The 21,935-nt window shown below is 67.8% G+C and carries 23 protein-coding genes; 5 read left to right on the plus strand and 18 right to left on the minus strand.

Features of this window, described 5'->3' with window-relative positions; genetic code table 11:
* Positions 1-288: 288 nt before the first annotated feature.
* The 9 genes from QQY66_RS34455 to QQY66_RS34490 form a co-directional block, all read right to left on the minus strand.
* On the minus strand, positions 289-519 hold the full coding sequence (locus tag QQY66_RS34455) for a GntR family transcriptional regulator (protein WP_301984226.1): 231 nt from the start codon (positions 517-519) through the stop codon (positions 289-291).
* Complete coding sequence (locus tag QQY66_RS50535) at positions 458-1,087, minus strand: GntR family transcriptional regulator (protein WP_367667097.1); 630 nt, start codon at positions 1,085-1,087, stop codon at positions 458-460. Before QQY66_RS50535 ends, QQY66_RS34455 begins: the two co-directional genes overlap by 62 nt.
* Positions 1,088-1,103: 16 nt before the next feature.
* Positions 1,104-2,345 carry a cytochrome P450 gene (locus tag QQY66_RS34460; RefSeq protein ID WP_301984227.1) on the minus strand — a complete coding sequence of 414 codons (1,242 nt, stop codon included), beginning with the start codon at positions 2,343-2,345 and terminating at the stop codon, positions 1,104-1,106.
* 12 nt (positions 2,346-2,357) lie between these two features.
* Complete coding sequence (locus tag QQY66_RS34465; RefSeq protein ID WP_367667014.1) at positions 2,358-3,527, minus strand: cytochrome P450; 1,170 nt, start codon at positions 3,525-3,527, stop codon at positions 2,358-2,360.
* A gap of 62 nt (positions 3,528-3,589) precedes the next feature.
* Complete coding sequence (locus QQY66_RS34470) at positions 3,590-4,192, minus strand: ATP/GTP-binding protein (RefSeq protein ID WP_301984228.1); 603 nt, start codon at positions 4,190-4,192, stop codon at positions 3,590-3,592.
* Positions 4,170-4,511, minus strand: a complete 342-nt coding sequence (locus QQY66_RS34475; protein ID WP_301984229.1) for a DUF742 domain-containing protein — start codon at positions 4,509-4,511, stop codon at positions 4,170-4,172. Before QQY66_RS34475 ends, QQY66_RS34470 begins: the two co-directional genes overlap by 23 nt.
* Positions 4,508-4,927: a roadblock/LC7 domain-containing protein gene (locus QQY66_RS34480; RefSeq protein ID WP_301984230.1), complete on the minus strand. Its 420-nt coding sequence runs from the start codon at positions 4,925-4,927 to the stop codon at positions 4,508-4,510. The genes QQY66_RS34475 and QQY66_RS34480 overlap by 4 nt, the downstream gene beginning before the upstream one ends.
* Entirely contained in the window at positions 4,924-6,096 is a 1,173-nt protein-coding gene (locus QQY66_RS34485) for an ATP-binding protein (RefSeq protein WP_301984231.1), read from the minus strand. Before QQY66_RS34485 ends, QQY66_RS34480 begins: the two co-directional genes overlap by 4 nt.
* Before the next feature lie 284 nt (positions 6,097-6,380).
* On the minus strand, positions 6,381-6,575 hold the full coding sequence (locus tag QQY66_RS34490; protein ID WP_301984232.1) for a hypothetical protein: 195 nt from the start codon (positions 6,573-6,575) through the stop codon (positions 6,381-6,383).
* A gap of 734 nt (positions 6,576-7,309) precedes the next feature.
* Between QQY66_RS34490 and QQY66_RS34495 the strand changes: the two genes are divergently transcribed.
* The 5 genes from QQY66_RS34495 to QQY66_RS34515 all read left to right on the plus strand — a co-directional run bounded on the left by QQY66_RS34495 (position 7,310) and on the right by QQY66_RS34515 (position 13,071).
* A complete protein-coding gene (locus tag QQY66_RS34495) occupies positions 7,310-8,827 on the plus strand; it encodes a helix-turn-helix domain-containing protein (RefSeq protein WP_301984233.1) in 1,518 nt (505 codons plus the stop codon).
* Positions 8,824-9,555 carry an HAD family hydrolase gene (locus QQY66_RS34500; RefSeq protein ID WP_301984234.1) on the plus strand — a complete coding sequence of 244 codons (732 nt, stop codon included), beginning with the start codon at positions 8,824-8,826 and terminating at the stop codon, positions 9,553-9,555. The genes QQY66_RS34495 and QQY66_RS34500 overlap by 4 nt, the downstream gene beginning before the upstream one ends.
* A gap of 107 nt (positions 9,556-9,662) precedes the next feature.
* Positions 9,663-11,141 carry a helix-turn-helix domain-containing protein gene (locus QQY66_RS34505; protein WP_301984235.1) on the plus strand — a complete coding sequence of 493 codons (1,479 nt, stop codon included), beginning with the start codon at positions 9,663-9,665 and terminating at the stop codon, positions 11,139-11,141.
* Positions 11,138-12,013: a phosphotransferase family protein gene (locus QQY66_RS34510; RefSeq protein ID WP_301984236.1), complete on the plus strand. Its 876-nt coding sequence runs from the start codon at positions 11,138-11,140 to the stop codon at positions 12,011-12,013. Before QQY66_RS34505 ends, QQY66_RS34510 begins: the two co-directional genes overlap by 4 nt.
* A gap of 227 nt (positions 12,014-12,240) precedes the next feature.
* Positions 12,241-13,071, plus strand: coding sequence for an RNA methyltransferase (locus QQY66_RS34515; RefSeq protein WP_301984237.1), 831 nt, complete (start codon positions 12,241-12,243; stop codon positions 13,069-13,071).
* A 10-nt stretch (positions 13,072-13,081) separates the two neighbouring features.
* On the opposite strand, the gene QQY66_RS34520 is transcribed toward QQY66_RS34515, so the two are convergent.
* The 9 genes from QQY66_RS34520 to QQY66_RS34560 form a co-directional block, all read right to left on the minus strand.
* Positions 13,082-14,083: a glycosyltransferase gene (locus QQY66_RS34520; RefSeq protein WP_301984238.1), complete on the minus strand. Its 1,002-nt coding sequence runs from the start codon at positions 14,081-14,083 to the stop codon at positions 13,082-13,084.
* Positions 14,080-14,979, minus strand: coding sequence for a glycosyltransferase family 2 protein (locus tag QQY66_RS34525; RefSeq protein ID WP_301984239.1), 900 nt, complete (start codon positions 14,977-14,979; stop codon positions 14,080-14,082). Before QQY66_RS34525 ends, QQY66_RS34520 begins: the two co-directional genes overlap by 4 nt.
* The gene (locus tag QQY66_RS34530) at positions 14,976-15,767 is read right to left on the minus strand and encodes an HAD family hydrolase (RefSeq protein WP_301984240.1); all 792 of its coding nucleotides are present in this window, start codon (positions 15,765-15,767) and stop codon (positions 14,976-14,978) included. The genes QQY66_RS34525 and QQY66_RS34530 overlap by 4 nt, the downstream gene beginning before the upstream one ends.
* Entirely contained in the window at positions 15,728-16,750 is a 1,023-nt protein-coding gene (locus QQY66_RS34535; RefSeq protein ID WP_301984241.1) for an NAD(P)-dependent oxidoreductase, read from the minus strand. Before QQY66_RS34535 ends, QQY66_RS34530 begins: the two co-directional genes overlap by 40 nt.
* Before the next feature lie 108 nt (positions 16,751-16,858).
* A complete protein-coding gene (locus QQY66_RS34540) occupies positions 16,859-18,082 on the minus strand; it encodes a polysaccharide pyruvyl transferase family protein (RefSeq protein WP_301984242.1) in 1,224 nt (407 codons plus the stop codon).
* Positions 18,079-19,074, minus strand: coding sequence for a glycosyltransferase (locus QQY66_RS34545; protein ID WP_301984244.1), 996 nt, complete (start codon positions 19,072-19,074; stop codon positions 18,079-18,081). Before QQY66_RS34545 ends, QQY66_RS34540 begins: the two co-directional genes overlap by 4 nt.
* Positions 19,075-19,130: 56 nt before the next feature.
* Positions 19,131-20,174 (minus strand): glycosyltransferase family 2 protein, encoded by a 1,044-nt coding sequence (locus tag QQY66_RS34550; RefSeq protein WP_301984245.1) that lies wholly within the window; start codon positions 20,172-20,174, stop codon positions 19,131-19,133.
* Positions 20,171-20,881: a phytanoyl-CoA dioxygenase family protein gene (locus QQY66_RS34555; protein ID WP_301984246.1), complete on the minus strand. Its 711-nt coding sequence runs from the start codon at positions 20,879-20,881 to the stop codon at positions 20,171-20,173. Before QQY66_RS34555 ends, QQY66_RS34550 begins: the two co-directional genes overlap by 4 nt.
* Entirely contained in the window at positions 20,878-21,876 is a 999-nt protein-coding gene (locus QQY66_RS34560; protein ID WP_301984247.1) for a UDP-glucuronic acid decarboxylase family protein, read from the minus strand. Before QQY66_RS34560 ends, QQY66_RS34555 begins: the two co-directional genes overlap by 4 nt.
* Positions 21,877-21,935: the final 59 nt, after the last annotated feature.

Here is a 21,935-nt window from a genome sequence, read left to right on the forward strand (position 1 = left end):
GCGTATGTCGGCTCAGCCGAACTGGCCGGTGGGCCGGAGCCGCACGGGCAGCGTGCGGTGCCCGTTGACGAGGAGGCTTGCCACGGGTTCGGGCTCCTGGGCGGTACGGCGAGGGTCATGTCGGGGAAGGTGTCGAAGAGGGCGGGGGGTGCGGCCCTCGCTTCGATGCGGGCTCTGGGAGTGCCGAGGCAGAGGTGCGTGCCGTGCCCGAAACGCCGCCTAGAGCTCGCTGTGCAGGACAGGACGCGGCTTCTTCGGGGCCAGCGTGAGCTGGTCCTAGTGCTCGCCTCAGATGACATCGTGGGTGACCAGAGTTCCCCTGGGTTTCACGGAGTGGATGAGGTGGCCTTCCAGGTACAGGGGCTCGATGGCCTGGCGGAAGATGTGTACCGGCATGTGGAACTCCATCGCGAGCGTCTTCTGGCGTGGGAGCAGCGTTCCGGGCTGGTAAGTCCCGTCAGTGAGGCGCCGTCGCATCACGCGCTCCACGAACTCGCTGCGTGTCTCCCCGCCTCGCATCTGCAGTGCCGGGCGAGCCAGCTAGCTGTGGAGATTCGACGACACGTGCGCCTAAGTGGTGAAGGGCGACCAGGTAGTCCCGGGTCAGGCCGCGCAGGGCGACGGCCACGACATGGCGGGTCACCTTGTACCCGCTCGCCAGGTCAGTGGAGGACAGGAGCGTTCCGGGCGGGATGTCTCCGACGGCAATCGCTTCTCGTAGACCGCGGTAGACGCTGTTGGCCTGCCCGGTCTGCTTGGGATCGAGGGCGTACGTTTCTTCATGCGAGAGTTCGACTGATGAGTTCAATGGGGCGATCACCATGGGTTGGGCCCGTCCCGTTTGCGGCACGGGGCACAAGCGGGAGGGGCGGTACTCGGGCCGGTCGGAGCCGGTGGGGTTGCGAGGGGGCAGGCGGTTCCGAAGCAGGAGCGGCAGAGATCGATGAGTGTGTCGAGGTCGTTCACAGACCACGCCGGCCCCGGGGCGGGCCGTGCATCGGTCATCACCGGCGGGCGGGTGGTCTGCCAAGAGGCACTGACAACAGGCTCTGAACTGGGCATCCCACTTGGTAGCGCCAGGCCGCATCCCCGGATCAGCCGCGTCAGCGCGCGGGCTGCAGCCGTACGGGCAGCGTGCGGTGTCCGTTGACAAGGAGGCTCCCCACGGGTTCGAGTTCCTCGGGCGGTACGGCGAGGGTCATGTCCGGGAAGGTGTCGAAGAGGGCGGGGAGTGCGGCCCGCGCTTCGGCGCGGGCCAGGGGAGCGCCGAGGCAGAGGTGTGCGCCGTGACCGAACGCGAGGTGCTGCTTGTCCTTCCGCAGGACGTCGAATGTTCCCGCGGTGGTGCCGTGCAGGTTGGGGTGGCGGCCGGCGGCCCCGTAGGAGGCGAGGATCGCCTCGCCCGTTTGGATCACGATCCCGCCGGGGAGGGTGATGTCCTCGACGGCATACCGCATCGGCAGGTGGCTGATGGGTGCGGCGTAGCGGAGGGATTCCTCGATCACGTCGTCCCACGAGGCGCGCCCGGCTCGGACGTGGGCCAGCTGGTCGGGGCGGGTGAGCAGCGCGGTGAGGGCCTGGTCGAGGAGGTTGACGGTCGTCTCGTAGCCGGCGCTGATGACCAGGAGCAGCGTGTCCAGGAGTTCTTGCTCCGTGAGAACGGTGCCGTCGCCCTCGTCGTCGCGTACGTCGATGAGCGTCGAGGTGATGTCCTCGCCGCGGGTGGCCCGCTTGGAGGTGACCAGTTCGGTGAGGATGCCGTACAGGGCGGTGGTGTTGGCGCGGGCCTGTTCGCTGGTGAGGGTGGTGTCGAAGACGCCGTCGACCACGGTGCGAAAGCGGGGCCACACGTCCTCGGGCAGGCCCATGAGATTGCCGATGACCTGGATCGGCAGGGGGAAGGCGAAGGCCTCGCGAAGGTCGACGACCTCGCCGGGCTTGGTTTGGGCTATCTGGCTGGTGAGGCGGGCCGTGATCTGTTCGATGCGCGGCACCATCTCGGCGGTGCGTCGGGCGGTGAACGCTGGGCTGACCAGGCGCCGCAGCCGCCTGTGGTCGGGGCCGTAGGCGGTGAACATGTTGTTCACGCCCACCCACAAGGCCAGCGGCCATTTCTCGGCGATCTCGCCGCTGATGTACGCCGGCCAGTGCTGGCTGGCGTCCTTGGACACCCGGGAGTCGATCAGGAGGCTCTTGAGGATGGCCGGGTCACTGACCGACCAGGCGGCCACTCCAAGGATGTCCACGAGCGTGGCGGGACCGGCGGCGTGGAGTGCGGCTTCCTCGGTCGCGCGGGCATGGCCGGTGGGGTCGAGGACGAGGGGCAGGGGCAGGGTGCGGTCCATGCGGGATTCTCCCTAGGTCAGGTGGAGGCGCGGTGACGGGGGGAAGCGGACCGGCAGGCCGGTCAGGGAGCGGTGGAACGGGCCCGGGCGGTAGGTGAGGTGGCCGGCGGGGACGGCGAGTTCCATTTCGGGCAGAGCGTCGACGATCTCCTCGATGGCCACCTGGGCGACGAGGTAGGCCAGGGGCTGGGCGGGACAGGCGTGGGGTCCCAGGCTCCAGGTCAGGTGAGCGCGGTTGCCGGCCTGCTCGTCGGACATGACCGCGGGGTCGTTGTTGCAGGCGGCCATGCTGATGACAACCGGCTGATGGGCGGGCAGGACGATGCCGTCGACCTCTTCCGGGCGGGGCGGGTATGACACGCAGTAGTTGGCCAAAGGTGGGTCGACGCGCAGCAGCTCGTCGAGGGCGTCGCGGACGCTGAGGCTCCCTCGGAGCGCGTCGCCGGAGTACCGCTCGTCGCTGAGGATCAGCCGGAGGGTGTTCGCGATGAAGTTCTGCTCGGGCTCGATGCCGGCGCCGTAGAGGGTGACCAGCTGGTGTATCAGCTCCGGCTGGTTCAGTTGGGCTGGGTGCGTGAGCAGGCCGGTGGTGACGTCCATTCCGAGGTGGCGGCGCTTGAGGTCGACCAGTTCGCTGAGGGCTTCGGAGAGCATGACGTTGCCGGCTTCGGCGTTCACGCCGTCGAAGATGGCCGCCATCCCCTGGGCTACACGTCGGCCGATTTCGGGCGGGCAGCCGAGGATGGCGTTGAGAGCCTTGAACGCCACCGGCTGGGCGTACTGGGTGAGCAGGTCGGCCTGGCCCGCCTCGCATATGTCGTTGATCAGGGGAATCGCGATCCGCTGCACCATGGCCTGCAGTCCGGGCAGGCGGACCTGGTCGAGGGCGGAGGTGTTTGCGGCGCGGTAACGGGCGTGCACGGGCCCGGAGTTGCGCAGGGCGTTGGGGCGGTGCTCCAGCATCGGCAGGACCGGGCAGTGTGCGGGGATGCTCTGCTGCCAGACCCGCGGGTCGGCGGGGAACCGGACGGGGTCGTGGAGGATCTCGACCGCGGTCTGGTAGCCGATCACCAGCGTGGCGGGTGCGTCGGGGTCGAGGTAGACCGGGGCCAGCGTGGGGTGCTGCTCCCGCATCTGGGCGTAGATGAGGTAGGGGTCGGCTGCGAACTCCGGTGTGTACATCGCGAAGCGCGTCGGACCGGCGTGGGCAGGGCGAGCAGCTTGCGGTGTTGGTGGCGGCATCGTCACGACAGGTGCTCCAGTCGGCTGGATCGGTGGAGGTATTCGACGAACGCGATCAGCGCGTGGATGGAGGACACTTCGTCGCGGGCGTCGCAGGAGGTGAGCACCACGTCGTCGTCGAGAGCCAGGGCTTGGCGGACCTCGTCGAGGGCGTAGCGGGGAGCGCCTTCGAATTCGTTGACGGCGACGCCGAATGGCAGGCCGCGCTCCTCGAAGAGTGCGAGGACGGTGTCGGCGTCCTGGAGCCGACGGGTGTCGACGAGGACCAGTGCGCCCAGTGCCCCGTTGAAGAGGTGCTCCCAGAAGGGGGTGAACCGGTTTTGCCCGGGGGTGCCGAAGAGGTAGAGGGCCAGCCGATCGCTGAGGGTGCGGCGGCCGAAGTCGAAGGCGACCGTCGTCTCGGTCTTGTCGGACAGGCCGGCGAGATCGTCGATGCCGATGCTGGCCTCGGTGATCGGCTGCTCGGTCCGCAGCGGTCTGATCTCCGACACGCTCCCCACCAGCGTCGTTTTCCCCGCCCCGAAGGCGCCCGCGATCAGGATCTTCGCTGACCGGGTCACGGTGGCCGGCAGGTATGGGTGCTCAGACGAGAGCACGGAGTCCATTGAGTACTTCCTCCACAACGCTGATGTCCGGCTGGTCGTCTCGTGCCGGGGTGTCAAGGTGGCCGGTATCGAGGAGCCCGGAGACGACGATGAGTGCGACGGTGGGGGGCAGTTCGAGAAGCGCGGCGATCTCGGCGATCACGAGCTGACCGTGGCAGATGGCCATCACCCGCCGGGCTTCGACGTCGAGGCCGTGCTGGGGGCGGTCTGCGGCGCGAACCAGGGTCGTCAGGGTCAGGCCGTCGCGGGACGGTGACGAATGTCCTCGTGTCCGGACGTACGCTCGGACCATGTCGGGATCGCGCCGCGGTCCGCTCATGGCCGAGCGCCGCCTTCGTCACCCTGGTTCCGCGCCGGGCTGGACAGTTCCTCGCCGAGGCGTTCGGTCAGTCCGTTCATCCGGTAGGTGAGGACTTCGGCGTCCACCGCGTTGCTCGTCGAGACCGCCAGCAACGCGTTGGCCCCGACCGTTTTCACGAAGAGGAACCCCTCGTCGAATTCGCCGACGACCTGGCGCAGCCCGTTCTTCTGGCCGCCGGTGTACGGGGCCAGCGCGACGCCGATGGAGTGGAAGCCGCTGGCGGATGCGGCGATCGTGTCGGCTGTGTCGGGGTGCACCGATTCCGAGTGGCCCATGGCGATCCCGTCCGTGGCCAGCAGGACGGCGTAGCGGACATCCGGCATCTTCGTCAGGTCGTCGAGCATCCAGCCGAGCCTGTTCGCGTGTGTCGTCATGAGTCGAGGGACCTTTCCTCCTGGTCGGTGCGGACGGCCGTGTCATGGGTGTGTTCCTGCTGGGGCGCGGCCGTGTCGCGGGCCTGTCGGTTTGCCTGCTGCCAGGTGCCGATGACCGCGGGCCGTGCCGGTGCGGTACTCGTGCGGCGCCCGGCAGGGGCCGGTGGCTGATGCATCGGTTGGCGACGCGTGCGCGTCGGCAGCCCGTTCTCCGTCAGCGCGGGCGCCGATGCGGCAGGCGCTTCGAGGTGGGCCGGCTGCGGGGGCGCCGGTTCGAGTTCGGCCACCGCGGTGGTGAAGTGGGCCTCGGGCAGGAAAACGGACACGCACATGCCGCCGTAGCGATTGGAGTCCGAGATCACCACCTTGATGCCATACCGGCGGGCAAGGAGCGCGATCACCGGGAAGCCGACCCTCGGATGCGCCGCCATGCTGAGGATGTCGACCTCCTGACGGCCGTCCAGGATGCGCCGCGCACGCGCCAGCTGCTCCTCGCTCATGCGCTTGCCGGCGTCGTCGATGAGGAGAGTGACTCCGTGGTGGCCGTGCTGGGCACTCACCTCCACATGGGTCTGAGGCGGCGAATAGCGGGCGGCGTTGTCGAACAGATGACTCAAGATCAACTTCACCGGCCCGACCATGCGGGCGATCACTGCCCGGTCCGACGCGTACGGGTGGATGCGCGCATAGTGAGGGATCGCTCCCTGGGCCGCCCCGACGACGTTCGTGAGCGTGCTGGCCGGCCACCGCTGTCCGAGCCGCCCTCCGGCAAGCACGACGTAGGACTGTGCCTGGTGAAGCATCTGCTGGACGCCGTGATCGATCCGGGTCAGCGTCGCGAAGATGGCACTGTCGTGATGCCGGTGCAGGGCCTGGGCGATCTCACTGCTCACGTTGTCGCCGGTGCTCACCATCGCGGTGGCGAATGACCGCACGGCCGCCTTCGCCGCCTCGCGCGCCTCGGTCTCGACTTGCTGACGTGTCGAAGCCGCCGTCACCTGCTGCACCTGGTGCAGGCTGTCGACGTACTGCTCGCCGAGCAGGCGGAGGTTCTCCACGAAGTCGGAACCGGCGAGACAGTCCGGGACCGTGAACTCTGCCGCCGTCGGCTGTGGCCGCTGAAGTGAGCCCGTGACTGATCCGAGGCCCTGTGAAATCAGCGCGATCAAGGCTATGTCCTGGGCCGCGGATACTTCCTGCCAATGCTCAGCCTGGGCACGGTACTTGGCGGAAAGCCAAGCGAAGTAAGCCAGCCCGAGCGCGACAACTAGCACGGCGACCAGGCCAAGGGATGCCGCGACGGCTGTTTCGTGTCTCATCGGTTCTCTCAATGGGGGTCGAAGGGGACAGCGACAGAGCACGGGACCGGTGAATCGAAGGTCCGCCCGGCTGGCGACGGTTGAGCGGGGCGAAGGCGGGCTGCCCCATGAGACGGAGGTCGTCGGCGGGTCGCCTAGAACTTGATCCCGCCGATCATGTCCACGAGGCTCATCGTGGCCTTGGAGATCGTTGGCGCAATCGACGAACTGGCGAGGTAGAAGCCGAAGAGCGTGCAGACGATCGCGTGCGCCGCGTTCAGCCCGCCCTTCTTGATCAGCAGGAAGGTGATGATCCCGAGGAGGACGACGGCCGAGATGCTAACCGCCATACGGCATCTCCCTGTTGCGCGCGCCGGCCGACCGCGTCAGGGCCAACCAGTGAAGGAGCGCGGCGCTGTCGGTGCCTTCTGGATGTCCGTCAGGGGGAAGCAGCCATACCGTCGCGCAGCGCAAATACCCGGCGACCTGTCCGTCGAGCGCGCATTCCCACAGGCGGCCCGACCGACAAAGCGTCTGTGGAGCGTGCCACCGGTCTGCCGCGCCCGCTTCCACCGGGATGTGGATCCGAGAGTGCGCGTTGCAGCAGAGCACCGGCCCCACAGGGAGTCCCCGGATTCGGGCACCCTCGACGGCACGTAACCCAACAAGCAGTCCCGCCTGCACGACATCGACGGGCCCAAGCCGCGGCAGCGGGTGGGACGCAAGTTGGACCCTCCAGGGCAGTTCGGTCTGCGCGAGCGGCAATGCCGACTCCGGTGGGAGAGGGCGGCGCTGCAACCGCTGCCAGCGGGCCAGCGGCACCACAGGTGCGACTGGCTGCTGGGCGGTGGGCGGATCAGGGACGGCTTGAACTCGGCCTGGCGAGGCAATCACCGGGATCTCCTGTGCGTCCGGACACACTGACTGAGCCGCTTGACCAAGCGACTGTTGTCACAAGGACGTTGGCTGATCCCTAAGACTGTTTACCGAAAGGGGATTACGCACATTCCGAGGGTGATATCACTGAGGTGATTCCGGTTCCGGAAAGGGCCGGAACCACAGACGCTCGGCCAGGGAGGAAAGGGTGCTGCAGCAGGCACAGCGACGCTGTGATCGGTGCGGCTGCCCCCTGAGCCAGTACAACACGGACACACTCTGCGCCGCCTGCGTTCGCGCACGAACTTGGGAGAAAAACACCCCTACCGTCCCGGTACACGTCTGGAACGACCCAGATGTACGGAACGCGCTCGCCGCTTGGGATTTCGGCCGGGCCAGCCGCCTCATCCGACTTCGCGGTGGTCTCCGCCAGGGCGACATGGCCCATCTCACGGGCCTCAGCCAGGCGTTCCTGTCCATGCTGGAGAAGGGCAATCGCCGCCTTACCAACATCGACAAGATCATCGAGTTCCTCACCGGCCTCGGTGTACCCGCCGACCTGGTTGCGCTTCCGCTCCCGCAGGCTCCCTCCCCGCCAGCACAGGAGCAGTCGGCCCAGTTCGCTGGCGACGCTGATCCCAGCCTGCCCTGGACCGCGGCCCGTATGGTGGCAGCACTGGATACCGCGGTGGGAGGCAGCGCGATGGACCGTCGACGATTCCTCACCGCAAGCGGCGTCGCCCTCACCGCGTTCATGAACGCGTGGGACACCGCCGAAGCCGAACCCCTCCATCGAGCAGCAGAGGGAAGCCGCCTCACCCACGACCTCCTCGACGGCCTCCAACGCACCACCGACAACCTGCGAACCATGGACGCGAGCGACGGCAGCGGCACCCTCACCAGTCTCGGCAACCGCCACCTCCAGTTCCTCCAACACCTCCTGGAAGAAACGTCGTACGACGAGGCCACAGGACGACGGCTCGCGGCGATCATCGCCGACACCGCCACCCAGACCGGATGGTTCGTCTTCGACTCCGGCGACCGCGACCGCCCACTCAGCTACCTCTACGCCGCACTCCGCGCCGCGAAGGCGTCACAAGACGCACGGCTCGGCGCCGGCGCCCTGTCCTACATTGCCATCCACGGCTATTCCACCGGAGCTCCGCACCACGCCGTCACCGCGGCACAGCGGGCCCGCGACAAGATCAGGAAACTCGGCACGCCCGCACTCGAAGCGATGCTCCTGACCCGACAGGCCCGCGGGCACGCCAAACTCGGCGAACGCCAGGCGGCGCTCGCCGCGCTCGGAAGAGCCGCTGAACTGTGCGCCCAGGGCCGCTCGGAGCACGACCCGCACTGGCTCTACTGGATCAACGAGGGCGAGATCCACGGACAGGCCGGCAGTTGCTACCTCGACCTCGGCGACCCCCGCAGCGCCGTCGCCAGCTTCACGAAGGCCCGGGAGGCACTCAACCCAACGGACCACCGCACCAGAGGGCTGTTCCTCTCCCGCGCCGCAACCGCCCACATCGAGCAGGGTGACCTCGAAGCCGGCTGCGCCACGGCACACGAGGTCCTCGACCTCGCCGAGAAGCTTCAGTCGGCACGGTTCGACAGTCACGTCACGAGCATGATCCAACAACTCCACCCCGTCGCCCACAGCCCGTACGCTCAGGACGTACTGGAGCGACGCACCGCCGTGACGGCAACAGGGAGCCGAACTTGACCGACGCCAGGCCGATCCTCGTGCTGTGGGACATCGACCGCACCCTGCTGTACGTCGGTGACATCGACCGGCAGGTGTACCGGGAGACCTTCGCCGAGATTGTCGGCCGCCCCGCGGAACGCCTTCCGGCCCGCGGCACCGGCGTCACCATGCCTCTCGCCATTCGATCCCTGCTTCTGGACAACGGCGTCCCCGAGGCAGACGTCCCCGGCCTGGTGCCGCGCATGGTGGAACTCCTGCCGCAGCGCCTCGCCGCGCATACCGACGACCTTCGTGAGCAAGGCGTGCTCCTGCCTGGCGCCGTGGACGCGCTCAAGGCCGTACACGCGCAACCGGGCTGCGTTCCTACCGTCGTCACGGGAAACCTCAAGCCCAACGCGCTGCTGAAGCTCGAAGCGTTCCACCTCGACGAGTTCCTTGACACGGAGATCGGCGGATACTCCTCGGACAACGACCACCGCCCAGCTCTCGTCGCCGTCGCACAGGAGCGAGCCCAGGCCAAGTACGGGACCACCGCTTTCACCCGCTCCAACACGGTCATCATCGGAGACTCCCTCGAAGACGTCCGTACCGGGCTTGAGGGCGGTGCTCCTGTGATCGGAGTCGCGTCTGGCAAGACCACCGCCGATGAACTTGCTGCGGCCGGCGCAGACCTGGTCCTCGACAGTCTCGAAGGCGTTCCTCGGCTCCTGGACGCGATCGCTGCGACGACCCGCAATCGCGCCTGATGGCGGCTGCCCCGTAGAAGGCCTCAACTGCCCGTATTACATGAGTGATACCGGCACGCGTATACCCCCGCCTACGCTGTCGGGCGCAGACGAGAAACGGGGGTGCGATGCCAAGGCACGCTCGCGTATGCGCTGACTGCGGATGCCGCTTAAGCCAGTACAACGACGAAGACCGGTGTGCCACGTGCGCACGCGACAGACGTCTCGACATCCGCCTTCAACACCGCGTTCCGGACACGGTCTGGCACGATCCGGAAGTTCAGGCTGCACTCGCCGCCTGGGACTTCGGGCGGGCGAGCCGTCTCATCCGCGAGCGGGCGAAGCTCCGCCAGGAGGACATGGCCCACATGACGGGGCTCAGCCAGGGTTTCCTGTCCATGCTCGAAGCAGGAACGCGCCGGCTGACGAACCTCGACAAGGTCGCGAGGTTCCTCAACGGCATCGAAACACCTGACGCCTTGCTCCCCCCACCGTTCCGTGAGCATCACGCAGTTCTCACGCCACTGCCGTTGCCGCACCCAGGCCCACCCGCCGTCGATCTCCAGGTCGCGAGCGGCGAGCAGGCAGCGGACCTCTACGAACTCGCGACACAAGCTGCGGCCCAGTCACTGCAGTTCGCGGAAGTGGCCACGAAGAGCAACGTGAGCGACGTCGAGCTTCAGGGGCTGGAATCCAGGATCACCCGGATCGCGACGGACTACGTCCACGCTCCGCTGTACCCGCTCTTCCACGACCTGCTGTCGACGAGAGACCAACTCTTCTCGCTGCTGAGCGGCCACCAACCCCCGGGCCAAACCCGCGAGCTGTACCTCCTCGCCGGCACGAGTTGCCTGCTCCTCGCCCACGCGTCACAGAATCTCGGCGACCAGGACGCCGCTGTCGCCCAACTACAGACGGCCGGGACCCTCGCCGAGCACGCCGACCACGACGATCTCCGGGCATGGGTCAAGGGCACAGCCGCACTGATCGCGGAGTGGTCAACCCACCGGTACACGGCCCTCGAGTACACACAACAGGCGATCCGGTTCGCCCCCGTCGGCGAGACCCGGGTCAGAACCGCGGCGATCGGGGCCAGGGCCGCGGCACGCATCGGAGACCGGAACACGGCACTGGCAGCGCTCAAGGAGCTTGAGCATGCCCGCGAGGAGCAGACAGACCCCAACGGACTCACCAGATTCGGAGGGTTGCTCACCTTCCCGGAAGCCAAGCAGGAGTACTACATCGGCGGAACGTACGCCCTCCTCGGCGAACACGAGAGGGCCGAGCAGCACGCCGCCGCAGCGATCGATCTGTACGAGATGGGCCCGAAGGAGCAGCGGTCGTACGGCGACGAAGCACTGGCGCGCCTCGACATCGTCACCGCGCGCATCGCCGCTGGGGAGATCGAGGGAGCTGGCGAGCAACTCCAGCCCATACTGGAACTGCCGGTCGACCGTCGTATCCGACAGCTCGGCGACGCCGTGCAGGGAGTAGCTAGGCTTCTCGAAGAACCACGGTTCGCCCGGAGCCGGGTTGTTCGCGAGATCGCCGACGCCACTCGCGGCTATCAGGTGATCGACACGAGAGCGAAGGCCCTCACCTCATGACAATGACGGTCTCTCCCGAGTCCGCCGCCCGCATGGCCTGCCGGGCGTCAGGTCTGACAGACCACTCCCTCGTCCCGCTTCACCACCACGCCACCTCCGTGTTCCTTCTTGCTGCAGAGGGAGTTGTGGTCCGCGTCAGTCCCGTCTCGCAGCAGCGGCGCCTGACCACGGCCGTCTCTCTCACGCGCTGGCTCGTCGCGAACGGCTTTCCGGCGACGGAGCCCGTCGACGTGTCCCAGCCGGTGGCATACGAGCCGTACGTCGTCACGTTCTGGCGGCACTACCCGCAACCCGAACACGGGGCGCCTCCGGCTGGAGGGTTGGGCGATCTACTGAGAACTCTGCATTCTCTACCGTCGCCGCCGGTGACACTGCCGAGGTACCAACCGCTTGCCTCGCTCAAGACCGCCGTGGAATCCAGCACCTACCTGGCACCGAACCAACGGGCGTGGCTCATGGAGAGCGGGCAAGAACTCCTCCACGCTTACGGAGAGCTCGATTTCCCCTTGGGGCACGGGCACATCCACGGCGACGCCTATCCGGGCAACACGCTCTGGGACGAGCAGGACGTCAGGCTTGGAGACTGGGATGAGGCGGCGTCCGGCCCGCGAGAGATTGACTTGGCCAACACCTTTCAAGGAGTGCGCTTCGGTCGCACCTCCGCAGAGCTGGATGACTTCAGCTTTCGGTACGGCTACGACATCCGGCGTTGGCCTGGTCTTCCGGTCCTGTGTGGCATTCGGGACCTACATACACTCGGCTCCTTCATTCGGCGTGCGGATCGTGGGGACACCGCTGCTGCGGAGCAGCTGTCTTATCGCATCGAGACGCTCAGGAACATGGACACCCGAGCAAAATGGGCTGCGGCGTGAGGACTCCATGACTGCGCCGGAAGCCAGCTGCCTGTTCCCAGCACAGCTGTAGCGGCTGCCAACAGGACGACCTCGCGTGCTCTGCCACTGAATGGCACACTCGTTTGGCGCGACCAGGCGAACACGTTCAGTCACGATCCAGATCCGTGTAACCTGCTGGGTGCCCGTCGCCGTGTTCCACCTGGGACGACCGGGTTCGCAACAATCAACTTCGGTTTGGAGGACGGGTGGCAGTGCAGCGGATCACGACCCGCAATGCCCGTTTCCAGCAGCTGCAGACGCTGCTAAATAACCGCACCAAGCGAGGCCGTGCCAAGGAGTTCCTGGTCCAGGGCGTACGGCCGATCACGATGGCCGTGGAGCACGGCTGGACCGTTCGTTCCCTGCTCTACGACGCCAGCCGCCCGCTCTCCCGATGGGCCGAGGATCTCCTCCGCGGTGTCGGTACCGAGCGCGTCGCGATGGCACCGCAACTGCTCGCCGAACTCAGCGAGAAGGCCGACGGGGCTGCGGAGGTCCTGGCGGTGGTCGAGATGGCGCCGGACAGCCTGTCGCGGATCAAGGTTCGCGACGACTTCCTCGGTCTGGTCTTCGACCGGCCGACGCAGCCTGGCAACATCGGAAGCATCGTGCGGTCGGCCGACGCCTTCGGCGCCGACGGGCTCATCGTGACGGGGCACGCGGCGGACCCCTACGATCCCAAGTCGGTACGTGCCTCCACGGGATCCTTCTTCGCCATGCCCGTGGTGCGCAGCCAGTCGCACCACGAGGTCATGGAGTGGCTGGAGAAGGAGCGCGCTCAGGGCCGACCGGTGGCCGTCGTCGGCACGGACGAGGACGGTGACGCCGACGTCTCGGAGTTCGACCTGGCCCAGCCCGTCCTGCTGCTCATCGGCAATGAGACCGCGGGCCTCAGCGCGGCCTGGCGTGAGGTCTGCGACCACGTAGTCAGCATTCCGATGACGGGCTCGGCCAGCTCCCTGAACGCGTCGAACGCCGCCTCCGTCGTCCTCTACGAGGCGCGCCGCCAGCGTCTGGCGAAGCAGCGCACGACGTGACCTGCCGAGTTCACCTCCAGACCTCGCCGCTTACCGCTCTCCTGTAGACCAACAGGTACTGGCGGGCGATGGTGTGGTGGCCCCATCGGTCCACCGCTGTTTCGCGCACGGACTGAGCCTTGGGTAGTGATGCCAACACGCGCTTCGCGTCACTGGGTGTGATCTCCCGCCCGACCGGCAGCACCGTCCCGACGCCGGGGACGATCTCGGGCAGGCATCCGTTGTCGCTGGCGATCACCGGGGTGCCGCTGGCTGCGGCCTCCGAGACCACGGTGGCGCCGGGCTCGATCCATCGTCCGCCGAACGGTCCTCCCCACGGCTGGGACAGCACGAGTTGCGCTCGGGCGCGTGCGATGAGTCGGGTACGCGTGTCACCGCCGACTTCGCCTATGTAGTGGACGGTGTTCGGGAAGTCGGCCAGCAGGGCGTCCAGGTAGTCCTTCTCCCAGGCCGGTCCGGCGACCGTCAGCGGTACGCCGGCGGCGTGCGCGAACGCTGCCGCTTCGCGCACGCCCTTGTGTACGGAGACTCGGCCCAGGAAGAGGAAGTAGTCGTCCTTCGCCTCTTGGAATGGATATCGCGAAGGGTTGACCGGCAACCGGATCACGGGGGCGGATAGGGACCCCGCGGCGGTACGTTGTGCGCGGGAGAGGTAGATGCCGTTGATCTGGCGCTCAGGCACGCCGTTGAGGTGGTGTGTGCTCACCGTTGGCCTGAGATCGCAGGCCGGCAGTGCGTCGTTGTTTGAGTGGTCGTGGATGATGTCCGGGCCGAACGTCTCGATGGCCTCGTGGATGTCGGCCGTCTCGACAGCAGCAGACACCGTGACACCCTCCTGGACGGGGCTTCCCGGCGCTCCGAGGAGCAGGATCTCGCAACCGGCCGCCAGCAGTCCGTCCATGAGCGTGGCGACGACCCACTGGATCCCGCCGTAGCCCTGGGGTGGCACAGTGATCCATTGGCTGGGGTCGGCTCCGTAGCGGTGCGGCGGAATCACCATGGCCACCTTCATCGGTCACTCCCGGTCTCGGCATCGGTGGCGCTGGCCCGGCTCCGCGTGATGGCCTCCCAGCAGACTCCGAGGAGAACGCTGGAGGTGTAGAACAGGGCGAGGGCGGTCAGTACTGGGCGAGCGCCGTCTCCTGAGCGGTTGCGGTTCCATTCCTTCCCGATGCCTCGCCGCGCGTCGTCGCGCCGTGCTTCGCTGCGCCCCTGCCAGAAGGCGCGGCGCAGCAGGTAGGACAAGGTCAACCGGTGAGCGGGGATCAGGTGTTGGACCTCGGCGTCGTGCAGGATCGTCGCGGTGGCGCCGCGCGCGATCATCTCCCGCACAAAGGTGGTGTCCTCGGCGGAGGTGAGGGAGCTGCCGATCCGGCCGAGGCGTTCGTCGAAGCCGACTCCGAGCAAGCGGGCGTGCTCGGAGTCGATGGCGAAGCTGCCGCCCCAGATTGACGCCGGCCGGGATGGAGCGTGGGACCCGAGGTAGTGCAACTGTCCCGAAGTGAGGAACCAAGGGCGGCGGTGCCCCTGAAGATGGGCGGAGATCCTCGTCCCTGTGACCTGTGCGCCGGCGGTCAGAGCGGCCCGTATCTGCGTCAGAGCCTCGACGGTGGGGACGATGTCGTCGTCGAGGAAGACGAGGTGCCGTGTCGTGGCTTCCTTCATGGCCTTGTTGCGGCTGTGGGCGAGTCCCTGGTTTCCCGCGTTGCAGATGACGCGGATGCGTGACGGAGGCGGCGAGGCGCTCGTGGGCAGTGTGGGAACGTGCTGGGCGGGCATGTCCGCGATGATCAGCAGGCGGTCCCGGGCGCCCATCGCCGCGGCGGTACGGACGACGGCTCCCGGCAGGCTGTCGGGGCGGTTGCTGCAGATGGCGATGGTGAGGGGCAGGTCGGCGCCGAGGGTCACGGACGCACCTCCTGGCTCGGCTGTGGGCTGCGCTCTTTGCAGCCGATCGCCAGCAGCACGTCGGCCAGGTCCCCGAGGGCGGCGATGGCCCAGTAACCCGTGCTCCCCTCGGTTGTGTGGCCGCGCCGGGCCTTCAGTTCGCGATAGGTGGTCACGATCTCGGGATCGACCCCGGCAGGCGCGCTCCATCCGCTGTCGAGGTTGATGATCGCCACCGAGCAGCCGAGAGCGAGTGCCGGAGCAGCGTCGTGGTCGGTCCGGTCGCCGACAACCGTGGTGTGCTCCGGCTTCCAGCCCAGCCGGTCCAGGGCCCACTTGAAGAGGCGGGGGTCGGGTTTGGCGTAGCCGACAAGGGAGTCGAGTGCGACGAGTTGGACCCGTTGCTCGATGCCGAGAACACGCAGGGCGGCGAGGCATTCCGGGGGCTGGTTGGCGACGATGCACACCTGGTACTCCCTGGCGAGGTCGCTGAGCGCGTCGACGGCTCCCGGAATGGGCTGGATGAGCGAGGTCCAGCGTTCGCGGATGCGCTGCCAACTCTTCGTGCCGTTGGGCGGGAAGAGGCTGGGCGGGGGTGTTCCGGGCGCGCGGTCCTGGTAGAAGTTGCGCATCGCATGGAGGAAAGAGTCCATGGTGAGGGCGGGGTTGTCCGCCTGCGCGAGCTCCCAGACGCCCTGGAGCCAGGCGAGGTCGAACGGCTCGTCGTAGTAGAGGATGCCGCCGACGTCGACGGCGAGGGTGCGGCCGGTCATGCCGTGGCCGCCCGACCAGCGGCCCAGGTGAACCACTCGGGCTTCTCCGCGGTGTCGTTCTCGATGCTGAGTGTGCTCGTGGGCTCCACGGGTCCGTGCTCGCGGGCCCAGGTTGCGGTGCGTCGCAGTCCGTCTGCGAGCGGGGTGTCGGTCCAGTCGCCGAGCGTCCTACGGGCGAGGCTGTTGTCGGTGTACGCGGCGTGGACTTCGTCGCGGGTCGCCAGGTGCTTGATCGGGTGGTCGGGGACGCCCATCGCGGTGCGCGCGGCGTGTGCCATCTCCAGCACGGTGGTGGTCTGCGAGGAGCCGACGTTGAAGACCTGGCCCCAGGCGGCCGGCTGGCCGGCCGCGGCGAGGAAGGTGCCGACGATGTCCGGGGCGTAGGTGAAGGCCCGGATCTGGCTGCCGTCGCCGTACACGCTGATCGGTTCGCCGCGCATGATCTGGTTGAGGAAGATGGCAACGGCGTTGCGGTAGGGGTCGCCCATGCTCTGCCGCTCACCGTAGACGTTGTGCATGCGCAGGGCGAAGTACGGCATGCCCTGCAGCTTCATGGTGACGGCGAGTTCGCGCTCCACGGTGAGTTTCGCGTTGCCGTAGCTGTCGGCGGGGATGGGCTGCTCGTCCTCGCGCATGGGGACGTGTCCGTGGCCGTACACGGCGACCGACGAGGCGAAGCCGAATAACCTGACCTCGGCGGCCAGCGAGGCGTTGATCAGGTTGATGCTGCCGAGCAGGTTGACGGAGTAGTTATGGTGCTTGACGGCGTGACTGATGCCTTCGGCCGCGAAGGCGGCCAGGTGGTAGACGCCGTCGAAGCGGTACGAGGCGAAGACATCGGCGACAGCGGCTTGGTCGGCGACCGAGCCGACGACGAGGGTCGCGCCGTCGGGCACGTTCTCGGTCTTGCCGCCGTCGAGGTTGTCCAGGACGACGACCTCATCGCCGCGCTCGATCAGGGCTGCGACGAGGTGGGACCCGATGAAACCGGCGCCGCCGGTCACCAGATGCGTGGGCATGTGTGTCTCCCTTGCGTGAGTGGGGTCGCGCTGCGGCCCCAAAGCGGGCCGCAGCAGGTCGTGCGAGATGCGGTGCGATCGGCCGACCGTGTTGCGGGGCTGGAGGGCTCAGGCTCCGAGGAGCCCGTTGATCTGCGCGAAATCGCCACGGGCCCGTTCCATGATCAGCGGGAGGCGTTGCCGCAGAGTGGCACGCAGCCCGGCCGCGTCGGTGTCGTTGACGAGCCGGTCGATGACGGTGGCGTCCTGGACGAAGGCCCGGACGTCTGCGTGGATGTCGTCGACGTCGACGGTCTCGCCGTAGGTTTCGGCGAGCACCCCGTTGAACTTGTGCGAGTGGCCGATCGCGATCGCCGGGACGCCGCTGGACAGTGCGCCGATCGCGGCGTGCAGGCGTTCGGAGATGACGAGTTCGGCGTGGGAGAGCACGCCCTTGTAGTCGGAAGCCGTCAGCACGCCGGGCAGCGCCATGACCTGGGGCATGCCGGCGGCCTCGGCGATGCGGGCGGCGAGGATCCGGTCGTCGTTGTGGGACCGGGAGTCGTGGCAGTGCGGCACGAGGACGACCGGCATCTTCCGAGTGCGGACGAGGGAGATGGCCAGTCGTGTCAGTGCGGTTGCGTGCTGCGCCTCCTCCACGGCGCTGAAGCGGGTGATGCCCTGGCTGGGTGCGAGGCATATGTAGGTGTCTTCGGGAGTTAGCCCCAGGGGACTGAGCGCGGCCGATGTCCGCTCGCCGGTGGCTGTCGGCAGGAGGAAGGCAGGGTTGGAAGACAGTTGCACACGGTGCTCGGGGAGGCCGAGCTTACCCACGAGGTAGCCGTGGGAGGCGCTCTCCCGGACGGTGAGCAGATGGCACCGGTTGGCGACCGCGAGCCATGCCTCAGCGTCGGCCGGGTCGTCGAAGGGGCCGACGGACTGGCCGATCATGACCGTCGGGATGTCCCTCTCTTGCGCGGCGATGAGGGCACGCAGGTACGGCGTGGATACCCCGTAATCCGAGGTGTGCAGGTCGCCCCCGGTGGCGATGACCAGGTCGGTTTCGGCGAGCAGTTGTTCGCGGCGTGCGGTCAGTTCGGCAGGGCTCTCCTGAGGACGCATCTGCTGCCAGGAGCGGGAGACGACGAAGGGATCGGCCACACAGAGGGCACCAGTGGGGGCGAGGGCTTCCGCGTCGAGCACCGGGGTCTGGGTAAGGACGGTGACCTTGTTGCCTCCTTCGGTGTTCAGTTGCTCGGCGATGGCGCGGGCCAGGGCCTCGACGCCTCGGCTCTCGCAACTGGTGATGCCGGTGATCAGGACGTTGGACACAGCGGACCTCGCAAGGGTCATCGGGTGAACCGCATGAGTTCGGCCAGAACGGCGTGATAGCTGAAGCGCTCGTGGACTCGACGCTGGATGGTCGCCAGGCGCTCGCGATATCGGGCTGGCTCGCGCATCATTCGGGCGAGGGCATCAGCCGGATCATCGTCGAGCAGGAACAGCTCCACGTCGTTGCCGTAGAGCGCGGAGAGGTAGCCCAGGTCCGGCCAGAGCGCGGGAATGCTGCCCGAGGCCAGGGTTTCGAACATCCGGGGGGTCAGCAGTTCCATCTGCGCGAGCAGCGGTCGGACAAGCACCGGCGTGATCGCCGCCTGGGACATGGCGGAGACCACGTGCCCGAACGGAACGGGCGGCGCCACCTCGACGCCGTGATCCTGCATCCAGCCGGGCTCGTTCGCGGTGGCGGTCACATGGCCGGGGTGCGGATCGCCGGTCCACCAGCGTCCGCACACCCGGATGCGCCCGATTGGCGGCTGGGCGGCGGCAGCGGCTCGGATTAGGTTGGTCATCTCGTTCCAGCGCCACCAGTTCGCGCCGACGTACTGCAACTGGTACGGCAGTGCCTGCGGGTGTGGGAGGTCGGTGGCGAGCCGGTGGATGTCCGGCATTCCGAAGTAGCTGAAGAAATCGGCTCCGTCGGGGAGTTGTTCGTTCAGGCGTGGCTGCAGGATCAGATCGCTGAGGTCGGCATACAGCTTGTGCCAGGACTCGATGGTGTCCGCGCCCGCGTTGTCATCCACGCCGGCGGTGACGTACGGGCCCCAGTGGCCGTCGGGGTCGAGGATGATGCGTCGCTGGCGAGGCACGGCCTCACACAGTTCACGCTGTTGGGTCGAGAGGAACTGCCTGCTCTCGAATACGAGGACGAGGTGGGTGGCCCAGGTGATGTCGTCCACGAGCGGCAGGTGGACGTTCACCGTGCCATCCAGGCGCGACAGTTGGCTGGAGACGCCGATCTCGCATCCGGCAGTCGAGGCGGCTCGGCTGTACTCGGCGATCATGTGGCTGGAGCCCGCGTTCCAGTGGAAGACGCCGGCGAACAGAATCCGGGGTCTGGTCATCGCGCGCTCCCTGCCTGCGGGCGGGCGGGACCGCCCGCCTGTGGGCCGAGCCGGCGGTGGGCGTGGCGCCGGGCCCGGATCAGTCGTGCCCGGCACACAAGCCAGCCCACGGCCTCGGTGGTCTCCCAGGCCCCGCACCACCAGGTGGTAACTCCGCCCACGCCACGTCCGCGCAGATCGTCCTTCAGCCACCGGGCTGCCAACCGCAGCATGGGCAGGGGACGCCAGTCGATGTCGGTGAGGAGGTAGTAGTAGCGGTTGCGCCGCATCTGGATGCGCCGGTAGCTGCTACCCGTGGTTCCTCCGCCGCCGAAGTGCTGTATCCCGACGTCGAGCAGGAGGGCGACGCGCCACCCGGCCCAGCGGGTGCGACGGCACAGATCGGTCTCCTCGTAGTACGTGTGGAAGACCTTGTCGAAGAGTCCGACGGTGCGCAGCAGCGCGGCGCGGACGAAGAAGGCCGCCCCCTGGACGTAGGCGTGCTCCAGGGTGTTCGGAGCCCGCCCGAAGGGCGAGCTGGCAGGTGAGGGGTGGTTCGGCCAGTCTCCGGCGAAGGCGTGCTGCTCGCCCCAGCGCAGAGCGGTTTTCGACCAGTCGTTGTACGCGCCCAGAGCGGTACTGCCCGACTCGTCGTACTCGTACTGCATGGGACCGACGACGCCGTAGTCGGTCCAGGTCTCCATGAACTCGGCCAGCTCGCGCACCAGCGACTTCGGGGTCTGGGTGTCCGGGTTGACGAGGAACACGTAGTCAGCGCCGTCGTCGAGCGCCGCCCGCATGCCGATGTTGTTGGCACAGGCGAAGCCGACGTTGCTCTGGTTCTGGATGACCCGCACGTCGGGAAATCGGTCCTCGACGAAGGCCGTGCTGCCGTCGTGGGAGTCGTTGTCGATGTACCAGACCGTCAGGTCGATCTCGGGGGTGTCGCTGTCCAGGAGTGTTGCGAGACAGGGCTCCAGCCACCTGCGCTCGTTGGTGCCCACCGTGATAGTCGCCACCCGCACCTTGGGGCTCTGGCCAGTGGGGTTGGGACTGGTCACGGCAGCTCCAGCTCGGCGGGGGCGAACTCGATGACGATGCTGCGCCGGATCCGGGGGGAGGTGTTGCGGCGCGAGGCGTGGGCGATGCGCACGTCGTGTACGGCGACGTCGCCGGCCGCGAGCGGGAGAGCGCGGACCGGGCCCTGCGCCTGGAGCGCCTCGGCCTCCTCCGCACCGGACGTTAAGTGGGACCCGGGGACGAATTCGAGGCATCCGTTGCCCCCATCGGAGTCGTCGAGGAAGACGCTCAGGTTGCACACGGTGTGCGGCGGAACATTGGTCCGGTCTCGGTGCCAGGGCACCGGGGCGGCCACCCCCGGCAGTTTGACGATCATGGCGCAGGCAGTGGCGCGTACGGGCACGCCCAGGATGGAAGCGGCCATCGGGTGCAGGGGGCCTTCGTCGGCGTAGAGGCGTGCCGCCGTCGGGGAGCCTTGGCTCTCCAGGTTGTGGATGCGGTAGAGAACGGGCGCGTGCGTGCCCGCGGGCGTGAAGTGCCAGTAGTCGTCCGAACGGAACCCGTCCTGGGTGAAGCGCCGGATAAGGCCATCAGCCTCGGCCCGGAGAGCCTCGAGCGCGCCCTCCGCGATCCTCTGGGGCAAGACGGCGTAGCCGTCCGTTCGGAAGCCTTGGAGCCCGTCATCAGGTAGGTGCGTCTGTAACGGCGCCTCTGCGGTCTCTGTCTGTCGCCGTGCGTGTCGCGTCATCGTTCCCTCGCTGCGGTGTCGTCGAGCTGCGTGGTGAACCAGTCGATGGTGGCGCTCAGTCCCTTGCGGGGATCGGTCTCCGGCTTCCAGCCGAACTGCTCCCAGGCGAGGGTTATGTCGGGCCTGCGACGCCCCGGGTCGTCGGCCGGCCGGTCGATGAACTCGATCGGCGCGGCGGACCGACTCAGTTCCCGCACCAGGCGCGCGAGCTCCAGGACCGTGGTCTCGGCGGGATTGCCCAGGTTGACCGGGCCAGGATGGCTGCTGGCGGCGACGGCGAGGATGGCGCGGACGGTGTCGTCGACGTAGCACAGCGACCGCGTCTGCGATCCGTCGCCGGTGACGGTAAGCGGCTCACCAGCCAGCGCCTGGCGGATGAAGGTCGGAACCGCTCGTCCGTCCTCCGCGCGCATCCGCGGCCCGAACGTGTTGAAGATCCGCACGATTGCGGTGTCGACACCGTGCTTGGCGCGGTAGGCAGTGGTGGCCGCCTCCGCGAAGCGCTTGGCCTCGTCGTACACGCTGCGCGGCCCCACCGGATTGACGTTGCCCCAGTACGACTCCCGCTGCGGGTGCTGCAGCGGGTCGCCGTAGACCTCAGAGGTGGATGCGAGCACGAAGCGGGCCTGCTTCTCCCGAGCCAGTTCCAGCGCGCTGAAGGTTCCGACGGAACCGGCCTGCAGCGTCTCGACCGGCAAACGCAGGTAGTCCAGCGGGGAGGCCGGCGAGGCAAGGTGGAGTACGAGGTCGACCTTCCCTGGTATCGAGATCGGATCCGTGACGTCGTGAACCAGTAACTCGAACCGATCGTCCGGCTGACGGTGCACGACGTTGTCCGCCGTGCCCGTGAGGAAGTTGTCGACGCACACCACCTCGACACCACTGTCGAGCAGCAGATCGCACAGGTGCGAGCCGACGAACCCACAGCCGCCGGTGACGACGGCGCGCCGGAAGGGGGCCGAGCCTGGGCCGCACCCCGGTAAAGAGACTTTCATAGTGCCTCAATTTTCGTAATTAGGACGATAGGCGGCATGGCTGTACTACGGGCAGCACG

Source organism: Streptomyces sp. DG2A-72 (genome assembly GCF_030499575.1).
Taxonomy (GTDB): Bacteria; Actinomycetota; Actinomycetes; order Streptomycetales; family Streptomycetaceae; genus Streptomyces.